Raw genomic sequence first — 15,771 nt, forward strand, 5'->3', positions numbered from 1 at the left:
TCTTACTCAGGAGAATCTCATGGCCAAAGATTCAAGCTCGCAAAAGTTTATTGGGAAGAATAATGCTCCGCGCGTACAGATTGAATATGACGTTGAGCTATATGGTTCACATAAGAAAATTGAATTACCTTTTGTGACAGGCGTGATGTCCGATCTTTCTGGCGATCGAAAAAAAGCGTTGCTTCCCGTGGAAGAACGTAAATTTTTAACCTTTGATCAGGATAACTTTAATGACCGGATGCGGGCAATCCGCCCTCACCTGCAATACTACGTCAAAAATACGCTGACTGACGGTGACGAACTCCTTGATGTGGATCTGGAATTTGAATCAATGGATGACTTTTCCCCAGCGCAAATCGCCCGACGCATTCCACAAATGGCCGCACTGCTGGAAGCACGTGAACATTTGACACAGCTCATCACCTATATGGATGGAAAAAGTAGCGCTGAAGAAGTGGTCAAAAATCTACTTGAACAACCTGATTTTCTGCAGCGACTGGTCAATGATGCAAAACAAGCCGTGCAGTCTTTCAATGAAGATAGCGCATCAGAGAATAAGGAGGTTTGAGCATGCCACTGACGCAACAACACACGAATGCCCACACGACGGAATATGCTAATCAACCCATGCTGGGCGAAAATGACGAATTAGGTCGGTTGCTCAAAAAAGGGTTTCGTCCCATGACGCAGGAAGCGTCGAGCGCGGTTCGCCAGGCGATTGGCACACTGGCAAGTCAAATCAATAGTAGCCAGGTGAAAGTGAATCAGGATGTATTATTTACTATCCAATCGTTGATTACGGAAATAGATGAGAAATTATCTTCTCAACTCAATGCTGTTATTCACAACAAGAAATTTCAGGACCTGGAAGCTTCCTGGCGCGGCCTGAGTTATCTGGTTGATAATACTAACGTCAATGAAACGTTAAAAATCCGCGTCCTGAACATTACACAAAGCGAATTAATGAATAGCCTGCGGCGTTTCCGTGGAAGTGCGTGGGATCAAAGCCCCATATTCAAACAAATATATGAAACTGAATATGGCCAGTTTGGCGGTGAACCTTTTGGCTGTCTGATTGGCGATTACCAGTTCGATCACAGTCCAACGAGCGTCATGCTGTTGACTGAAATATCCCGGATATCCGCTGCTGCCCACTGCCCGTTTATTGCCTCCGCCTCACCTGCTCTACTGCAGATGAAGAGCTGGTCTGAGCTTGGCAATCCACGTGATATCGGCAAGATCTTTAGTACGCCCGAATATGCGTCCTGGCGCAGACTGCGGGAAAGTAATGATGCTCGCTATCTGGTAATGACGATGCCGCGCTTTATGGCTCGTCTCCCCTATGGCGCCAAAACTGCGCCGGTCGATGAGTTTGCCTTTGAAGAAGAGGTCAATCCGCTCAATGATAATGATTTTGTCTGGGCGAACTCAGCTTATGCCATGGGTGTTAATATTAACCGCGCATTCCATGAATATGGCTGGTGCTCACGTATTCGCGGCATTGAGTCCGGTGGTTCGGTTGAAGAATTGCCAGCCTATGCATTTCCTTCTGAGGAAGGCGGTTATGAAATAACCTGCCCAACCGAGGTCGCTATATCTGACAGACGAGAGCAAGAGTTGTCAGATGCAGGTTTTTTACCGCTGGTTTATCGCAAGCATTCTGACTTCGCCGCCTTTATTGGGTCGTGCACGCTGCACACCCCCAAGCTCTATGAAGATCCTGATGCTACGGCTAATGCTCGTCTATCCGCACGCTTGCCTTATATTTTTGCCACCTGTCGTTTCGCGCATTATTTAAAATGCATTGTACGCGACAAAATTGGTTCATTCCGCTCTCGTAATGATATGCAGGTTTGGTTAAATGACTGGCTAATGAACTATGTCGACGGCGATCCTTCGGTATCAACGGAGGCTACCAAAGCACGACGTCCGTTAGCTGCCGCCGAAGTGAATGTTGAAGAGGTGGCTGATGATCCCGGTTATTACCGCGCCCATTTTTATTTACGCCCTCACTATCAGCTAGAGGGAATGACAGTTTCGCTTCGCTTAGTTTCTAAACTTCCATCCGCAAAAAAAGGTGGAGAATAAACAGCGCCACTATTTTGCACTGTAATTAACCTTTGTAAATATGGCGTTTAAAACACCCTGCGACAGTAGTCGCATCCTCACTCAAGGAGTATGAAATATGGCGGCATTAGTTGACTATTTCTTAAAAATCGATGGAGTAGATGGAGAATCCCCTGACCAGAATTATCCGGGATGGATTCAGTTAGATGCGTGGCAGTGGGCAGAGGAAAATGCGGGGCATTTCTCAGCAGGTAGCGGTGGCGGATCGGGCAAAGTCGAAATGAAAGATTTCGAATTTCGTATGCGCACCAATAAAGCCTCGCCGAAATTATTTTTAATGTGTGCAATGGGTGAGCATATTACCCAGGCTACGCTGGTGTGCCGCAAATCAGGACAAGGTCAAAAAGACTTCCTGACCATTACCTTCAGCAACTGCTTAGTGTCTCGTTTCCAAACGGTGGGTAATATGCCGCTGAATAATATGGGGATCGAAGCCTCTGAAACGGTGCTGCCTACGGATGTCATTAAATTGAACTTTGCCCGTATTGAAGTTGAATATAGAGAGCAAAATAATGATGGCTCAATGGGTGCGGCAATTAAAACAGGCTACGATCTGAAAAGAAACGCCAGAGTGTAATCATATCGCTTAATAATATAATGGCTACTCAGTAGCTATGGGTAGCTATTTCCTTAACGAGCATCATATGAAAGTTTCACAACCCTTTTTATTTGATAAGTTAAGTAGTAAAACGAGCCGTTCTTTCTGGCGAGGCGCATTAGTTCGCGATGTAGAGTTATTGCTAAATGATGCGGCACGCAGTGGACAATTACATTTAGATAACTATCCATGGTGTAAAAATTCAGTTTTAAACTTTGGCTTACCCTCGTTAAGCCGACAGTTACCGGTCAATGCTGATGCATTAACCATTGCGCATCACATTCATTCAATTATTGTGCTGTTTGAACCGCGCATCGACCCGCGCTCTATTAAAGTGACGCCGGTGGTAGAAAAAAGGCAGGCATTAGTTTTAACACTGTTATTTGATATTAACGGCTGGAGCGTTATTCCCGAACTTCAGGCGCCCATTAGTTTACGCATCGCGCTGGATTATTCCTGTGGCGCAGTCAGCATAATTTAATAGAGATATTGCCATGACACCCGATTTTCTCACGCTCTATAACGAAGAATTACGCTATCTCCGTGAAGCGGGTGATGCTTTTGCAAAACAACATCCGCAAGTTGCCAGCCAATTGGGTATACATCGTAATGGCGTACAGGATCCCTTCGTAGAACGATTACTGGAAGGCACCGCTTTTCTTGCGAGTCGGGTTCATGAGCGCCTCAATAACGAGCAGGCAGAATTCGCGTTAAATATGCTGACTCATTTAGCACCGAACTGGCAAACGCCGGTGCCATCGATGATGACGGTGGCGCTACAACCCGATCTCACACACCCGCAGTGGAGCGCCAGAACCTGTTTACCGAAGGGCAGCAGAGTCATGCTGAATGATCCTTCACTCAAAGAGCGCCCTGCTGTTTTCGTTACCGGCAATGACGTACATGTTCAACCGGTTGAAATCGAGCGAGCTGAACTCAAGGTGCATCCACCACTTGAACTGCCGGAAAACGTACGCCAGCAATTTCAGGATTCGCAGAGCTATTTGCACCTCACTATAAGCACGCGCGGGATTACCCCGCTGTGCGAGCTGAGTTTTTCGCCGCTTCGTCTAACGATGAGCTGTGAAATTGTTCTGCTCAACCAACTTCTAACGTTATTACTGACCAACACGCTGCGTATAGTACTGCACGCCCACCAGCCGGAGGGGCCGATATACACTATTCTCGATTCTGACGCTATCTCTCTTGCCGGATTAACGCCGGAGGAGTCGCTATTACCGCAGGCGATTGGCGAATTACCGGGCTGTCGTCTGTTACGTGAATATTTTGCCGCGCCGGGACGTTTCTCTACGCTTTTGGTAACCGGTCTGCATGACTTTTTAGCACGCGGGACGCACAGCCATACGTTTGATCTCTTTTTCCTGTTTAACAAATCCAGCTTTGCACTGGCAGAGAGTATTCATGCCCGTCACTTTTATCTGTTTGCCACACCGGCCATAAACCTTTTTCCCCGAGTATGCAGCCCGGTGCTGATTAATCAGCAGCACACGGAATACCCGCTGATCGTCGATCGATTAAACGCCCGTCATTTTTGTATTCACAGCCTGACGGAGGTGAAAGCTATTTTGCAGGATGGCGAAAAACGCCCCTTTTCTGCACTGACCGGCGATGCGCATTACGAAACCGTCACTGACGCACCGGCACGTTGGTCATTACGGCGTCGTAGCGATCCACGTACCACGCAAGCCAGTCACCATCGCCTGCCGCTTGAGCAACTCTTTTTGTCCTTTTCAACCGGCCCTGCTCAGCTTGAGCCCCAGGAGATAAAGGCTTTCGCCGTTGAAGCTTTGGTCTGCGAGCGACATTTGCGGCCTGAACATCTTCAACGTCCCCACGTTGAACTTGAGCGGTCAATGCCGATTAAAGGCGTCATTCTCACCCGGCATCCCAGCGCGCCGCAGGCTCCGCCGGCAAAAATTAAAAGTTGGCATGCGCTACAGATGCTCAATGTAAACCCTTTGCATTATGCCGAGAGTGAAGTTGAAAACTGCGCCGACTTGCTTCGTGAATGGCTGAGCCTGTTTGTGAATGAGCAAAATGCCGCGCAGACAAAACAGCTTTCCAGCATTCGCCGGGCGACCATTACCCATCATTTCGAACGCTGGCAGGGAGCGGGTCCGCTGAGCTGGACGCGCGGCACCCGACTTTCCCTCGACATCGCACCTCAGGATCACGCCGACCAGGGCGCCTTTATGTTTGCCTACATGGTTTTTCATGCCTTGACAGATTATTGCGAGCTCAATCAGCGGCTCAGCTTCACTCTCACGTTGGATGGCGAACGCTTTATGGAACAGGGGGCATCGGGTGGCTGATTTAACGTATTTGAGCAGCATGGATTACTTTGCGCTGCTACGTGAGATTGAGCGCCGCAATACCGCTGCTTCCCGGCTCGGTACGCTAAACGACAATAGCGATCGGCAGCTCAGAATTTTGCAAAAGGCAGACCTGGCATTTGCCTCGCGCGAAGTGGCGCATGTACTGCCAGCCGGTGAGCGTATCACCATTACGTTACGCCATTTTGGCCTGCTGGCGCCCTACGGCCCGATGCCTCTCAGCGTGACTGAACATACCCGCGCCGAAAAGCTGAATCATTCCAGCGATGCGTTTGGTGACTTTCTCTCACTGCTCAGCCAACGCCAGGCCATTTTCTGGTATCGCAGCTGGAGCCAATTGCAACCGATGGTGAGTCACGATCGCCCGGGTGAGGACAACCGTTTCCTGGCTCGCCTTGGTCAGATAGCCGGGATTCCTCCCGTGCGCGGTTATCCGCTGCTGCAAACGCAACTGCGGCAGGTCTGGCCTGCTGCCTGGCTGGCGGGCCGCGCTTCTTTACGCGATTTACAGCGGATGCTGAGTCATTTTTTTTCCATTCCCTGCCGCCTGGATACCACGAAGGGAGAGTGGATAAAACCGCAGGAAAAGCGTGCGCAGCACAAGATGGGACATCTTGGTGCCACGCGGCTGGGCAGCCGCATTTTTGACGCACAACATAGCCTGCACATCGAGATCGGCCCGCTCGGATTTCCGGATTATCAATCCTGGCAGCGCGGAGAGAAGAAATTGCAACTGCTGGCATCGGTCTGTCAGACCTTTGTTCGCCATCAGATGCAGTTAACTATTGATTTATTGCTACTTTCCACTCCTGAGCTGGCCCAGGCATTTCCCACAAGATTGGGAAGTAACAGTTGGCTTAAGCCGCGTCACGGCGTGGTCTCGCAACGCGTCTGGCAATCCCCAACCTGACAGATGGAATCGATCGCGTTAGCGGCAGAAAGAAGGCGCTGCGTCAGATTGAGGATGGTGCGCTTTTCTCAGCGTTGAATGACATTCACTCATAGGGAACTAAACATGCCTTTAATTCAATTAGTCAGTGAGGAATTGCCTGCACATCGCGCTTTTCCCTTAAGTTTTCAGACGCAGGAAGAGCTATCACGCACTCCGCTTTTCCAACTGGAGATCGCCTCTGCAGAGCCCGATCTGGACTATAGCGAGCTGTTAGGTAAACAGCTCACGGTATTAATTGAGCAAAAACAGGATCTTCCTCGCCCCTTCCATCTCTATATCGTTGGTGGGGAAGATGCCGGGCAACAGGGAACGAAATCGGTCTATCGTCTGACGCTGAGCTGTTGGCTGTGGTTTTTACAGCAGAACCGCAACTGTAAAATCTTTCAGAACAAAAATGTGCCGACCATCATTGAGGAGGTATTTGCGCGCTACGGCGTAGCTCGTTACCGCCTCGATCTCAGTGAAAGCTACCCAGGTCGCGAATACTGCGTTCAATTCGCCGAAAGCGATTTCAATTTCATCAGCCGGTTAATGGAAGATGAAGGCATCATCTGGTTTTTCGCGCAGGAAGATGAGCAGCACACGCTGGTGATTACCGATAATCAGACCTTCCAGCCGCTGTCGCTCACCTACGATCAACTGCTTTATAGCCCAGATGGTGAAGAGCAACGTGCCATCCGCGAAGGGATACAACGTCTTCAGCGGGCGCGCCAGGTGCACTCAAGCGACGTGGTATTGCGCGATTATGATTATCTTAACCCGCGTAATAACCTGCAAACCCACGCGACAAACAGTAGCGAAAGCCTGCCTGATATGCCGCTTGAGTGGTACGACTATGCCAGCGGCTACAGCGACCGAACGCGCGGAGAAACTATCGCGCGCCTGCGTTTGCAGCAGTTCAGCGCTCAAGGGCAAATGCTCAGTGGCGAAAGCAATGCTACCGGCTTGAAAGTCGGTCATGCTTTTAGTCTCAGCTTGCATCCCGATCAAAACCGCAACCGCAGATTCAAACTCATCAGCTGCGCCTACCGCTATATCCAGGATGGTCCAGATAGCAGCGCGCAGGGACGTAACGTTACCTGTCGTTTTACCGCTATTAACGATGATGTGACCTGGCGTCCGGCCCGCATTACGCCCAAACCGCAGCTTCCCGGTATCCAAAGTGCCACCGTAGTCGGCGCGCCAGAGAGCGAAGTGCATACCGACAGTTATGGGCGTATTCGCGTTCACTTTCATTGGGATCGCTATAAAACCAGCGAAGAAGATAGCTCATGCTGGATCCGTGTGGTGCAGGCCTGGGCGGGCAAAGGCTGGGGTGTGATTGCCATGCCGCGTGTTGGGCAGGAAGTGCTGGTGAGTTATATCGATGGCGATCTCGATCGCCCGCTGGTTAGCGGCATCGTTTATAACGGCGACAACCCGCCGCCGTATCGCTTGCCAGAACAGATTAACTACACCGGGCTGGTGTCGCGCTCGCTTAAACAGGGTCAGCCTCAGCATGCCAGCCAGATCACCTTTGACGATAAACGCGGCAATGAACGCCTGATGCTGCACGCCGAGCGGGATATGCAGACATCTTCGGGACGAAATGACATCCGTGATGTGGGAAATGATGCTTATGAACGCATCAATCGCACCAAAATTGAAGATTACCAGGATCACATCGTTAACCGCGATAACTACTTCAGCACCACTAAAACCCAGGTAATGGAAACAGATACCAGCTTCACCAGTACTAAAACCAGCGTCACCTCTACAGAAGATGAAACCGCGACCAAAGGAACCAGCACGACCTTTACCGCGAAGAGCAGTTCCGTCACCGGGATCAGTCATTCAACTACCGGAATCTCGACCTCACGAACCGGTATCTCCACCAGCATGGTGGGTATCAGCACCGGCATGACAGGAATAAGCACCAGCATGACGGGGGTGAGCACCAGCATGACCGGCGTCAGTACCAGCTTTACCGGGATCGGTACCAGTTTCACTGGCGTCAGTACCGGTTTTACGGGCGTCGATACCAGCTTCACCGGGGTTGCCACCTCAACCACCGGCGTGTCGACGTCGACAACGGGTGTCTCCACCTCAATGGTCGGATCCAGTAACAGCACAACCGGATTATCAATCAGCAATACCAGCGCAGCCTATTCGCAAGTGGGTGTTGACCTTAAAACCGCCGGCATGCAGAGCAAAAACTAAGGAAGCCAGATGCGCATTATCAAACCTCAACAACTCGCGGTGATTAAAAGTGGCTATCAACTTGGTCGCCAGAGTTATTTGGGTTTCAGTGTGGTGGCCGGATGTTGGCTACAGCGCAAGCCACAGTTCACGACTGAATCCCAAATCTGGCAGGCCTGGCAGCAGGCGCCACATCAGTTCCCTTATCTGGATGATGCAACACCCAAACCTTTTGCCGAATTTCTGCTGGCGGGGCACGTTCATCGCCCTCACCCGGTGCAAACGGCTGAGGCTGCAGTAACGCTTAATCAGATAACCCGACGCTGGCACCTGAAAGCGGCAAGGGACGATAACGGTGAGTTCGTTGCCTTCAATAAAATGCCATTAAATCACTCCGTGGCCGCAAATACGTCTGCGAATCCCTGGGGAAGCCGTCAGCCCACGTTGTTCATGGCAGATCATGATGAAGATTTAATGGTCGCACCGGGTCCGATACCCGCCGATTTCCCGCTGAGAAATCGCTGGATCAAGGCGATTCACACCGCCATGCAGGATGAGGATTACCGCGAAAATATTTTCCCCGGCATGCCAGCCTCCTTTGACACGCGCTACTACCAGCTCGCGTCCGCTGCGCAGCAACTCGCCACGCCAGCCTGGCCAGCGCAGGCTACTGGTGTACTTCATGGCTTCAGTGACGACGATAGCCACCTGAGCTTTACCCTGCCAAATGTCGAGGCGCGCGCGTGGATACAGCGTGACAAGTCGCAACCGGCTGCAGTAGAAATGCCGTTGAAAACGATATGGTTACTGCCCGATCAAAACGTCATCCTTTTGGTCTTCACCGGTTCGGTTGCGGTGCCCCATATGCTGGATAACAGCATTACTGCGCTGCTGGTCGGCCTTGAGGATCGTGCGGCTTTACGTCCCGATGCCCATTTTTTACAGGTGATGGAACGTCGTTGTGCCGCCAGCGCATCACCTTTCGAATTTATGTATGACCCTGATCTCATGCCAGAAAAGGGTGCCTTAGACGCCTTCGTTCCCGATGATGAAAAGCACGTCCATGCCTTTCCTTGTGATCCTGCTGTAACCCAGCAGCACTATGTTCAGCTGCGGGCGCTAATCGACAGCGAAAAAACCACGGCGCCTGAGCCGGCGATTTTCGACGTGAAGAAACTCGCCACGCTGTTCCCGCCGGAACCGATAGTCGATCTTGACGCTGCAGATATCGTGACGGGTAAGCGCCTAAGCCAGCCAGTGATTGGCAATCTTACGGGGCGAACTTTCAGTCACTGTCAGTTCGTCAACTGCCGGTTTTCCGCAGGGACGTGGCAGCACATGCAGTTTGAAAACTGCACGTTTGAGTCCTGTCGCTGGCAAAACCTGACTATTCACGACAGTCGCTTCTCGCAGTGCCACTTTTATGATTGCCGGCAGAAAAACCTGCAGCTGACGAACATTTCGGGCCACAACCTGCGGTTCAAAGCCTGTCAGCTGGACCATTGGCATTCACATAAAGGTAAGTGGGAGGCGTTGACCTTTGACGATTGCCGCCTGTGTGATGCGCATTTTTCTCAGGACGCGCTGAGCGCCGTGACAATACATCAATCAGCACTGATGCACAGCTGCTTTGAAGACGTGATCATTCAGCAGGCGATGTTCGTTAACTCTACGCTTGAGCAGTTGCAAGCCACCCGCCTGGTGATGGAAAAAAGCTCTGCGCTGGCGTCCTCTTTCGTCGGCAGTCATTTTTCACATTCCACCTTCAACAGTGTCACCTTTGGTCAGCGCTGTGATTTTTCATCGGCAATCCTCGATGGGTGCCAATGGAAAAAGGTGGGTCTGGCTCAATCAAATTTACGTTTCACCCAGTTCACGGCCTGCGCCATTGAGGAGAGCTCCTTCGAACGCAGCCAGTTGAATGGCACCGTGTTTGTGCGCTGCGATTTAACCGGCGTTCAGCTGCAACAGGCGCAGTTAAATGAGAGCCAGTGGCAGATGAGCAGCCTGCAGCAAGCGTGCCTGTACGGCGCAACACTCAATGGCACAACCTTTCATCACTGTAATCTGAGCGGTGCTAATCTTGCGCGCGTTGAACGTGATGCTCAGACCGCATTTGCAGCGTGCTTGTTGCAGGATGTCTGCTGGTTGCCGCGCCGCGATACTTGTCAAAGAGAGGTGGCATGATGAGCAAAATTCATCCCGCTGCCGCACTCACCGCCGCGATACCCATGCCACGAAAGGTCTTCCGAGACACGGCATTTACCGAAAGTGCCGCGCTGCAAAACCTACAGGACTGCGAGTTTATCAATTGCCATTTCGGCTCAATCACGTTGCAGCAGGCGAACTGGTCAGGATTGAAATTTGAACGCTGCCGGTTTCAGTCGGTGAATTTTGCGGGCTGTGAACTCAACGATTGTCATTTTGCTCAATGTGAACTGGTGGATTGCCATTGGCATGCAGGCCGTTGCCAACGCTGCACCAGCCAGCAGTCGGTATGGCGACAATGCGAGTTTCATTATCATCACAGTAAGGCAATGACATTCCAGGGTGGACAGTGGCAGTCAATTATCCTCAACACCTGCCTAAGCGAGCACTGGAATCTCATTCAGATTCCCATCACGCAGTTGCAACTACTGCATGGCAGCGCGCATGACTGGAATATATGCCAGTGTGAATTTCAAAATGGTTGCTGGCAAGATATTGAAATACAGCGACAAGTAGCCAGCGAATGCCGGTTCAAACATGTTGTGCTGGGCCATCGACATGGCCCCGGCCAGACGTGGTATCAGTGCCAGTGGCTGCAGTGCCAACTAAATGAGCTGACATTAGAAGGCGGAAGTTTTCACCGTAACCAATTTGATGCATGCAATTTCGCTGCCTCCCATTTTCGTCACACGGTACTTGTGGAATCCCAGTTCAGCCAGTGTTGCCTGGCGGGTTTTTACGCCGAGGCGATTCAGGGTGAAAAACTACAGCTTAGCGCCTGCTCCCTGGACGCCAGCCGCTGGTCTCACTGCTGGTTGCAGCAGTCTGAATTTCATCACTGCGTGGGTGAACGTAGCGATTTCTCCTACAGCGATTTGCGCGCGGCCCACCTCAGCGGTTTACCCGACAATACCCTGCTCACTGATGCTCGCCGGTTTGGTGCAACGCCCGCTGCGAGCGTGGAGAACGAGCCTGCGCTGAAGGCCATCGCCGATTGGCATCAAACATGTCGTCCCGGACCCGATCACCTGCACACCTCACTAGCCATCAAAGGAACCAGCAAATATGTCTAATCTCTTGCAACTCACCCCGGTCAGTTGTGTTCTGCCGCAGGGCGAAACCCGGCTAGTCACACTGGCTGCCATGCCTGATGGGCACTTATACGTTGCTGAAGAGCCCACCGTTAGCCTGCATATTGCGGTGAGCTGCCTGGTACAGCCAGCAGCAGGCGATCGGGTTCGCGTCATTGCTGATGGGAATGCGTATTGGGTACTGGATCTGTTGTTGTGCGCTGATCCGGGGCGCGCATTGGCGATCCAGACCGCTCACGATTCCCTGCATATCGATGCCTCAACGTTAACGCTGCGTGCTCAACAGACAATGACGCTGGAAGCGCCGGCGCTGTCGCTCATCAGCCGTACGGGTAACTGGATCGCCGAGCGGCTGAATCAGATTGCGGAAAAAGTGCAGGTTCGCTGTAAATCCTCCGAACGTCTGGTCAGCGAGATCGAGTCGATCGAAGCTGGCCATATCAGCCACACCGCCAAAACCAGCTATCGCATTGACGGCGAGCTGACATCGTTGAATGGCAGAACGGTGTTGAAAATCGATGGCGGACAGGTGCATGTAGGGTGAGATATGACAGCAGCAAATAATAATCTGGGTGGAATGAGTTTTGTCGGAGCCGATCCCATGATCCCTTCTCCCGGCCCAAATACCGCGCCAAACATGATGGGCATTCCAAATGTGCCTAACTACTTTTGCTGCGGCAGTAATGAGCAAAACATGGCGACGATCCGCACGACTACCATCGACGCAGGCAACGAGGTAGGTGTGGTTTCCGGAACCCATTCGGCGCAAATGCTACCGATACAGGGATCGTCGAAATACTTTATTCAAGGCATGCCCGCGACGCGATTAGGCGATATGAGCATGACCAACAATAACAACATGGTGACGACACAGACCGTGCCGAGCCAGATGAAGTATTTCATCAACGTTTAACGCCTCAGGAGCAGGGATGCATTTACCAGGATGTCTCGTCATCGGAGCGCTGCTGCTCTCAGGTTGTAGCCTGTTTGCCGCAGATTCCGCATCGGATCACGCCGTGCCGCAACCACCCGCGCTTTCTCTTACGGCTGCGTTGAACAGCAACCTGTCGCCAGGCGGCATCGCACAACCGACCAGAGTGTGCGTCTGGCAACGCGCGCAGCCTGGTTTCATACCCGATGGCGTATTTAGTGGCGCGACTTGCCAGCTGCAATCGGACGCTAACGCGCCTTTGTTTAACGACATTATCGCGCCGGGCATGCAGCGCAGCCTGCATTTGCCTGACACGGTGACTACACCGTTTTGGTTGGTGATTGGTGCTGAGTTTCAACAATACGGCTCGTCACAGAGCCTGATTGAAATTCGCGTGGCTAATGCTGATGCCGAAAAAATTATTGTTTCAATTAACGATCAGACACTTGCGTCCAAAATTTACAACAAGGATTAACCTCATGTTTCCTACCAGTCGTACCGCATGGATTGAAGGCATGCTGATGGAACCACAGCATTTTCAGCAGCAGGAGCGTTTTTTTGAACACCATATTGATGGTCGTCTCAGAGCCGTTCAGCGCTGGAATTGGGGCTTCAGCCAGATTGAAATCAATCGTGCTTTATTGGATCAAGGCAAGATCGCCCTCACTCAGGCGAAAGGTATTTTTCCCGATGGAACGCCCTTCAGCTTGCCTGGCGATGGCCCACTGCCGCTGCCCTTAGCATTAGAGGAGGCGATGGAGGGCCAGCAAGTTTGCCTCACGCTCACCCTCGATCTTCCGGATACCGAACTTGCCAGCGTGGCAAACGCACGCCAGGGCAGCCGACTGGCATTGGAAGATGCACAAATCAAAAATCGCTATGCGGGTATTTCCTCACCCGGGAATCCGGACATGGTCACGCTGCAAATTGCACGTCTTAACTGTCGCCTGCAGCTCAAAAATAGCGTTACCGGCGCCGAAACTGCGCTGCCGTTGCTGACAATCCGTGAACGTAGTGCCAACGGTGCGCTGGTTATCGACAGCACGATGCTACCGCCTTTGTTGGACTATCGCGCCTGTGGCTGGCTCAAAGATGCCCTTAACGAATTGATGAGCTTGATTCGCTTACGGCTGGAGAGTGTGTTCCGAAATGATGTTCACTCGGCCGTCGGTGGACTTTCCGAGCTGCTTGAGCTGCTGCTGCTGCAAACGCTCAGCCACGCGCATCTGCATTTAGCGCATCTTAGCCAACAATATCCGGTCCATCCTGAGCAACTTTATCAGCAGCTACTTACTCTGCTTGGTCAACTCAGCATCATTCCAGATGGGGAACGATTATGGGAACGGCAGGATTTGCAATATCAGCATGATGAGCCGCACATGGGGTTTTTCCCGCTGTTTACCGCCATCCGCCGCGCGCTCTCGTTGGTTATCGAAGCTCCTGCGGTCGCGCTGCTGTTCAAACAACGCGAAGATGGCATCTGGATTTGCCCTACTGACGCGCAGCTCAGGCTGGAGAAAATTGTATTTGCCATCAGCTGCGATCTACCAGCCGACCAGCTGCGACTGGCGTTTCCGGCGCAGACTAAAATGGGCGCAGTGGAAAGAATCAGTCATCTCATCGATCTGCAGCTACCGGGCGCTCGTTTGCTGCCTATGGTTTCCGCCCCGCGTCACATCCCCTGGTATCCCAACAGCGTTTACTTCGAAGTTGATAACAATGACTCGCTTTGTCGTGAGATGTACAACGCCTCGGCGATGGCCGTCAGTATTGTCGGCGACTTCCCGGGGTTGAGATTTGACGTCTGGGGGCTGCGACAAGGGAGGATCGCATGAACGACTTCGAACGCAAAATACGTGAGGCGCTTAACCTGCAGCGTGAAAACGATGACACGCGTCAGCAGAACAACGCGCTAAATCTGTCGCACCAGGCTTCCCTGCTGGCTACCACTTCGCTGGTGGGTGCCACGATGGCGGGTCTGAAAAAAACCGAAAGCAGCGGCAATGCGCATGCCCATACGCCAACTCACGCGCTTGCTGCAGAACCCTCCAAGGAGAGCGCCAACGCCGATATCACCTCGCCGTTTCAAACGGAGAGTACGCTGCTAGCCGCGCGCAACGTCTTATCGCGTCCTGGGCAAACTTACAGCGAATGGGCAAATCCGCTGATTAAAGCTGCCTTTCCGCTCATTCTGATGGTCGAGCAGTATAAAAAAAGCGGACAACGTCACGATGACATTCAACGCGCGCAGTGGGTACGTGAAGCCCAATATTTTCAACAGGTTTTACTCCAGCAAGGCTATACCAGTGAGATCATTAATCATCTTACTTACCTCCTCTTCACCTGGATTGATGAAACGCTAAACCGCAATAACACCAGCGCGCCGCTCTCGCTGCTGGTGGAGTATTACCAGGATGCATGGGGCGGCGAGAAATGTTTCGATCACCTCAATCAGTACTGGCAATCTCCGCAGACGCATCAGGATGTTCTGCAATTCTATGACCTGATTTTGTCGCTGGGCTTTTATGGTAAATACGCCATGATTGAGCGGGGTCCGCTGCTGTTGGCCGATCTGCGCCACCAGCTGGACGTACTGCTCTACTTAAACCATCCAACCCAAACGCTAGCGGATGCACAGTCCCACCGCGTGGTGCCTAAAAAGCGCGTGATTACGCCCCTACGCCTGCTGATGTTCGGTGTACTGGCGCTGAGCGCTATTTACGCTTACGCCAGCTGGCGACTGCATGACGATGCCCGCACATTACGTAATGCAATCCTTGCCTGGACGCCACCAGAACCGCGGCGGATTAACATCATGTCGACCTTGCCGCAGCCGCTGCCAGAAATTCTGCAGGAGGGCTGGCTTGAAGTGAGAAAAGATCCTCAGGGCTGGCTGTTAATTTTTACTTCAGATGGTGCGTTCGCAACCGGAAAAGCAACCTTGCTGCCCGACTTCGTGAATAAGCGCAACATCGAGCGCCTGGGAGCGGCTCTCGCGCCATGGCCGGGCGATCTGGAAGTGATTGGCCATACCGATAGCGAACCGTTCCGCAAAAATCCGACGCAGTCCAACTTGATCCTGTCAAAAGAGCGCGCGGATACGGTGGCCAACAAGCTCCGTTCTGTCATGCAAACCAACAGTAAATATCAACGCAACATTGATGCTACGGGCAAAGGTGATACCGATCCGCTGGCGGAAAACACCACGGAAGCAGGACGTAAGCGCAACCGACGCGTTGATATTTTGTGGAAGATTGGCCAGCGCCAGGATGAAGCGACACAGCAGGCCGTTGAGGACGTTCGCGCGGCAGCCAGGAATCCGTAACTAAGGA

The 15,771-nt window shown here is 52.1% G+C and carries 14 protein-coding genes; all 14 read left to right on the plus strand.

Annotated elements, in window-relative coordinates; all coding sequences use genetic code 11:
* Positions 1-19: 19 nt before the first annotated feature.
* Positions 20-568 carry a type VI secretion system contractile sheath small subunit gene (gene tssB / locus AAGR08_RS21225; protein WP_097097851.1) on the plus strand — a complete coding sequence of 183 codons (549 nt, stop codon included), beginning with the start codon at positions 20-22 and terminating at the stop codon, positions 566-568.
* Positions 569-627: 59 nt separating this feature from the next.
* Positions 628-2,088: a type VI secretion system contractile sheath large subunit gene (gene tssC / locus AAGR08_RS21230; protein ID WP_097098333.1), complete on the plus strand. Its 1,461-nt coding sequence runs from the start codon at positions 628-630 to the stop codon at positions 2,086-2,088.
* 97 nt (positions 2,089-2,185) lie between these two features.
* Complete coding sequence (locus AAGR08_RS21235) at positions 2,186-2,704, plus strand: type VI secretion system tube protein Hcp (protein ID WP_097097850.1); 519 nt, start codon at positions 2,186-2,188, stop codon at positions 2,702-2,704.
* Between the two features lie 67 nt (positions 2,705-2,771).
* The gene (locus AAGR08_RS21240; RefSeq protein WP_345830794.1) at positions 2,772-3,206 is read left to right on the plus strand and encodes a GPW/gp25 family protein; all 435 of its coding nucleotides are present in this window, start codon (positions 2,772-2,774) and stop codon (positions 3,204-3,206) included.
* Positions 3,207-3,219: 13 nt separating this feature from the next.
* Positions 3,220-5,058, plus strand: a complete 1,839-nt coding sequence (gene tssF / locus AAGR08_RS21245; protein WP_345830795.1) for a type VI secretion system baseplate subunit TssF — start codon at positions 3,220-3,222, stop codon at positions 5,056-5,058.
* Positions 5,051-5,989, plus strand: a complete 939-nt coding sequence (gene tssG, locus AAGR08_RS21250) for a type VI secretion system baseplate subunit TssG (RefSeq protein ID WP_345830797.1) — start codon at positions 5,051-5,053, stop codon at positions 5,987-5,989. The genes tssF and tssG overlap by 8 nt, the downstream gene beginning before the upstream one ends.
* A gap of 105 nt (positions 5,990-6,094) precedes the next feature.
* Positions 6,095-8,230, plus strand: a complete 2,136-nt coding sequence (vgrG, locus tag AAGR08_RS21255; RefSeq protein ID WP_345830799.1) for a type VI secretion system tip protein VgrG — start codon at positions 6,095-6,097, stop codon at positions 8,228-8,230.
* Between the two features lie 9 nt (positions 8,231-8,239).
* Positions 8,240-10,396, plus strand: a complete 2,157-nt coding sequence (locus AAGR08_RS21260; protein ID WP_345830801.1) for a pentapeptide repeat-containing protein — start codon at positions 8,240-8,242, stop codon at positions 10,394-10,396.
* Positions 10,393-11,490: a pentapeptide repeat-containing protein gene (locus tag AAGR08_RS21265; RefSeq protein WP_345830802.1), complete on the plus strand. Its 1,098-nt coding sequence runs from the start codon at positions 10,393-10,395 to the stop codon at positions 11,488-11,490. The genes AAGR08_RS21260 and AAGR08_RS21265 overlap by 4 nt, the downstream gene beginning before the upstream one ends.
* Positions 11,483-12,052, plus strand: coding sequence for a DUF3540 domain-containing protein (locus AAGR08_RS21270; RefSeq protein WP_097097843.1), 570 nt, complete (start codon positions 11,483-11,485; stop codon positions 12,050-12,052). The genes AAGR08_RS21265 and AAGR08_RS21270 overlap by 8 nt, the downstream gene beginning before the upstream one ends.
* Positions 12,053-12,055: 3 nt before the next feature.
* Positions 12,056-12,421 (plus strand): PAAR-like domain-containing protein, encoded by a 366-nt coding sequence (locus AAGR08_RS21275; RefSeq protein WP_097097842.1) that lies wholly within the window; start codon positions 12,056-12,058, stop codon positions 12,419-12,421.
* A 16-nt stretch (positions 12,422-12,437) separates the two neighbouring features.
* Positions 12,438-12,914, plus strand: a complete 477-nt coding sequence (locus tag AAGR08_RS21280; protein ID WP_097097841.1) for a hypothetical protein — start codon at positions 12,438-12,440, stop codon at positions 12,912-12,914.
* A 4-nt stretch (positions 12,915-12,918) separates the two neighbouring features.
* Positions 12,919-14,274: a type VI secretion system baseplate subunit TssK gene (gene tssK / locus AAGR08_RS21285; protein WP_097097840.1), complete on the plus strand. Its 1,356-nt coding sequence runs from the start codon at positions 12,919-12,921 to the stop codon at positions 14,272-14,274.
* Positions 14,271-15,764 (plus strand): type IVB secretion system protein IcmH/DotU, encoded by a 1,494-nt coding sequence (gene icmH / locus AAGR08_RS21290; protein WP_097097839.1) that lies wholly within the window; start codon positions 14,271-14,273, stop codon positions 15,762-15,764. The genes tssK and icmH overlap by 4 nt, the downstream gene beginning before the upstream one ends.
* Positions 15,765-15,771: the final 7 nt, after the last annotated feature.

Origin of the sequence: Pantoea sp. BRR-3P, from assembly GCF_039621635.1 — a bacterium.
Lineage (GTDB): Bacteria > Pseudomonadota > Gammaproteobacteria > Enterobacterales > Enterobacteriaceae > Pantoea > Pantoea floridensis.

Coding starts and splice junctions, on each gene's coding strand:
- tssB (WP_097097851.1), top strand. CDS start 20: ATGGCCAAAGATTCAAGCTCGCAAAAGTTTATTGGGAAGAATAATGCT.
- tssC (WP_097098333.1), top strand. CDS start 628: ATGCTGGGCGAAAATGACGAATTAGGTCGGTTGCTCAAAAAAGGGTTT.
- AAGR08_RS21235 (WP_097097850.1), top strand. CDS start 2,186: ATGGCGGCATTAGTTGACTATTTCTTAAAAATCGATGGAGTAGATGGA.
- AAGR08_RS21240 (WP_345830794.1), top strand. CDS start 2,772: ATGAAAGTTTCACAACCCTTTTTATTTGATAAGTTAAGTAGTAAAACG.
- tssF (WP_345830795.1), top strand. CDS start 3,220: ATGACACCCGATTTTCTCACGCTCTATAACGAAGAATTACGCTATCTC.
- vgrG (WP_345830799.1), top strand. CDS start 6,095: ATGCCTTTAATTCAATTAGTCAGTGAGGAATTGCCTGCACATCGCGCT.
- AAGR08_RS21260 (WP_345830801.1), top strand. CDS start 8,240: ATGCGCATTATCAAACCTCAACAACTCGCGGTGATTAAAAGTGGCTAT.
- AAGR08_RS21265 (WP_345830802.1), top strand. CDS start 10,393: ATGATGAGCAAAATTCATCCCGCTGCCGCACTCACCGCCGCGATACCC.
- AAGR08_RS21270 (WP_097097843.1), top strand. CDS start 11,483: ATGTCTAATCTCTTGCAACTCACCCCGGTCAGTTGTGTTCTGCCGCAG.
- AAGR08_RS21275 (WP_097097842.1), top strand. CDS start 12,056: ATGACAGCAGCAAATAATAATCTGGGTGGAATGAGTTTTGTCGGAGCC.
- AAGR08_RS21280 (WP_097097841.1), top strand. CDS start 12,438: ATGCATTTACCAGGATGTCTCGTCATCGGAGCGCTGCTGCTCTCAGGT.
- tssK (WP_097097840.1), top strand. CDS start 12,919: ATGTTTCCTACCAGTCGTACCGCATGGATTGAAGGCATGCTGATGGAA.
- icmH (WP_097097839.1), top strand. CDS start 14,271: ATGAACGACTTCGAACGCAAAATACGTGAGGCGCTTAACCTGCAGCGT.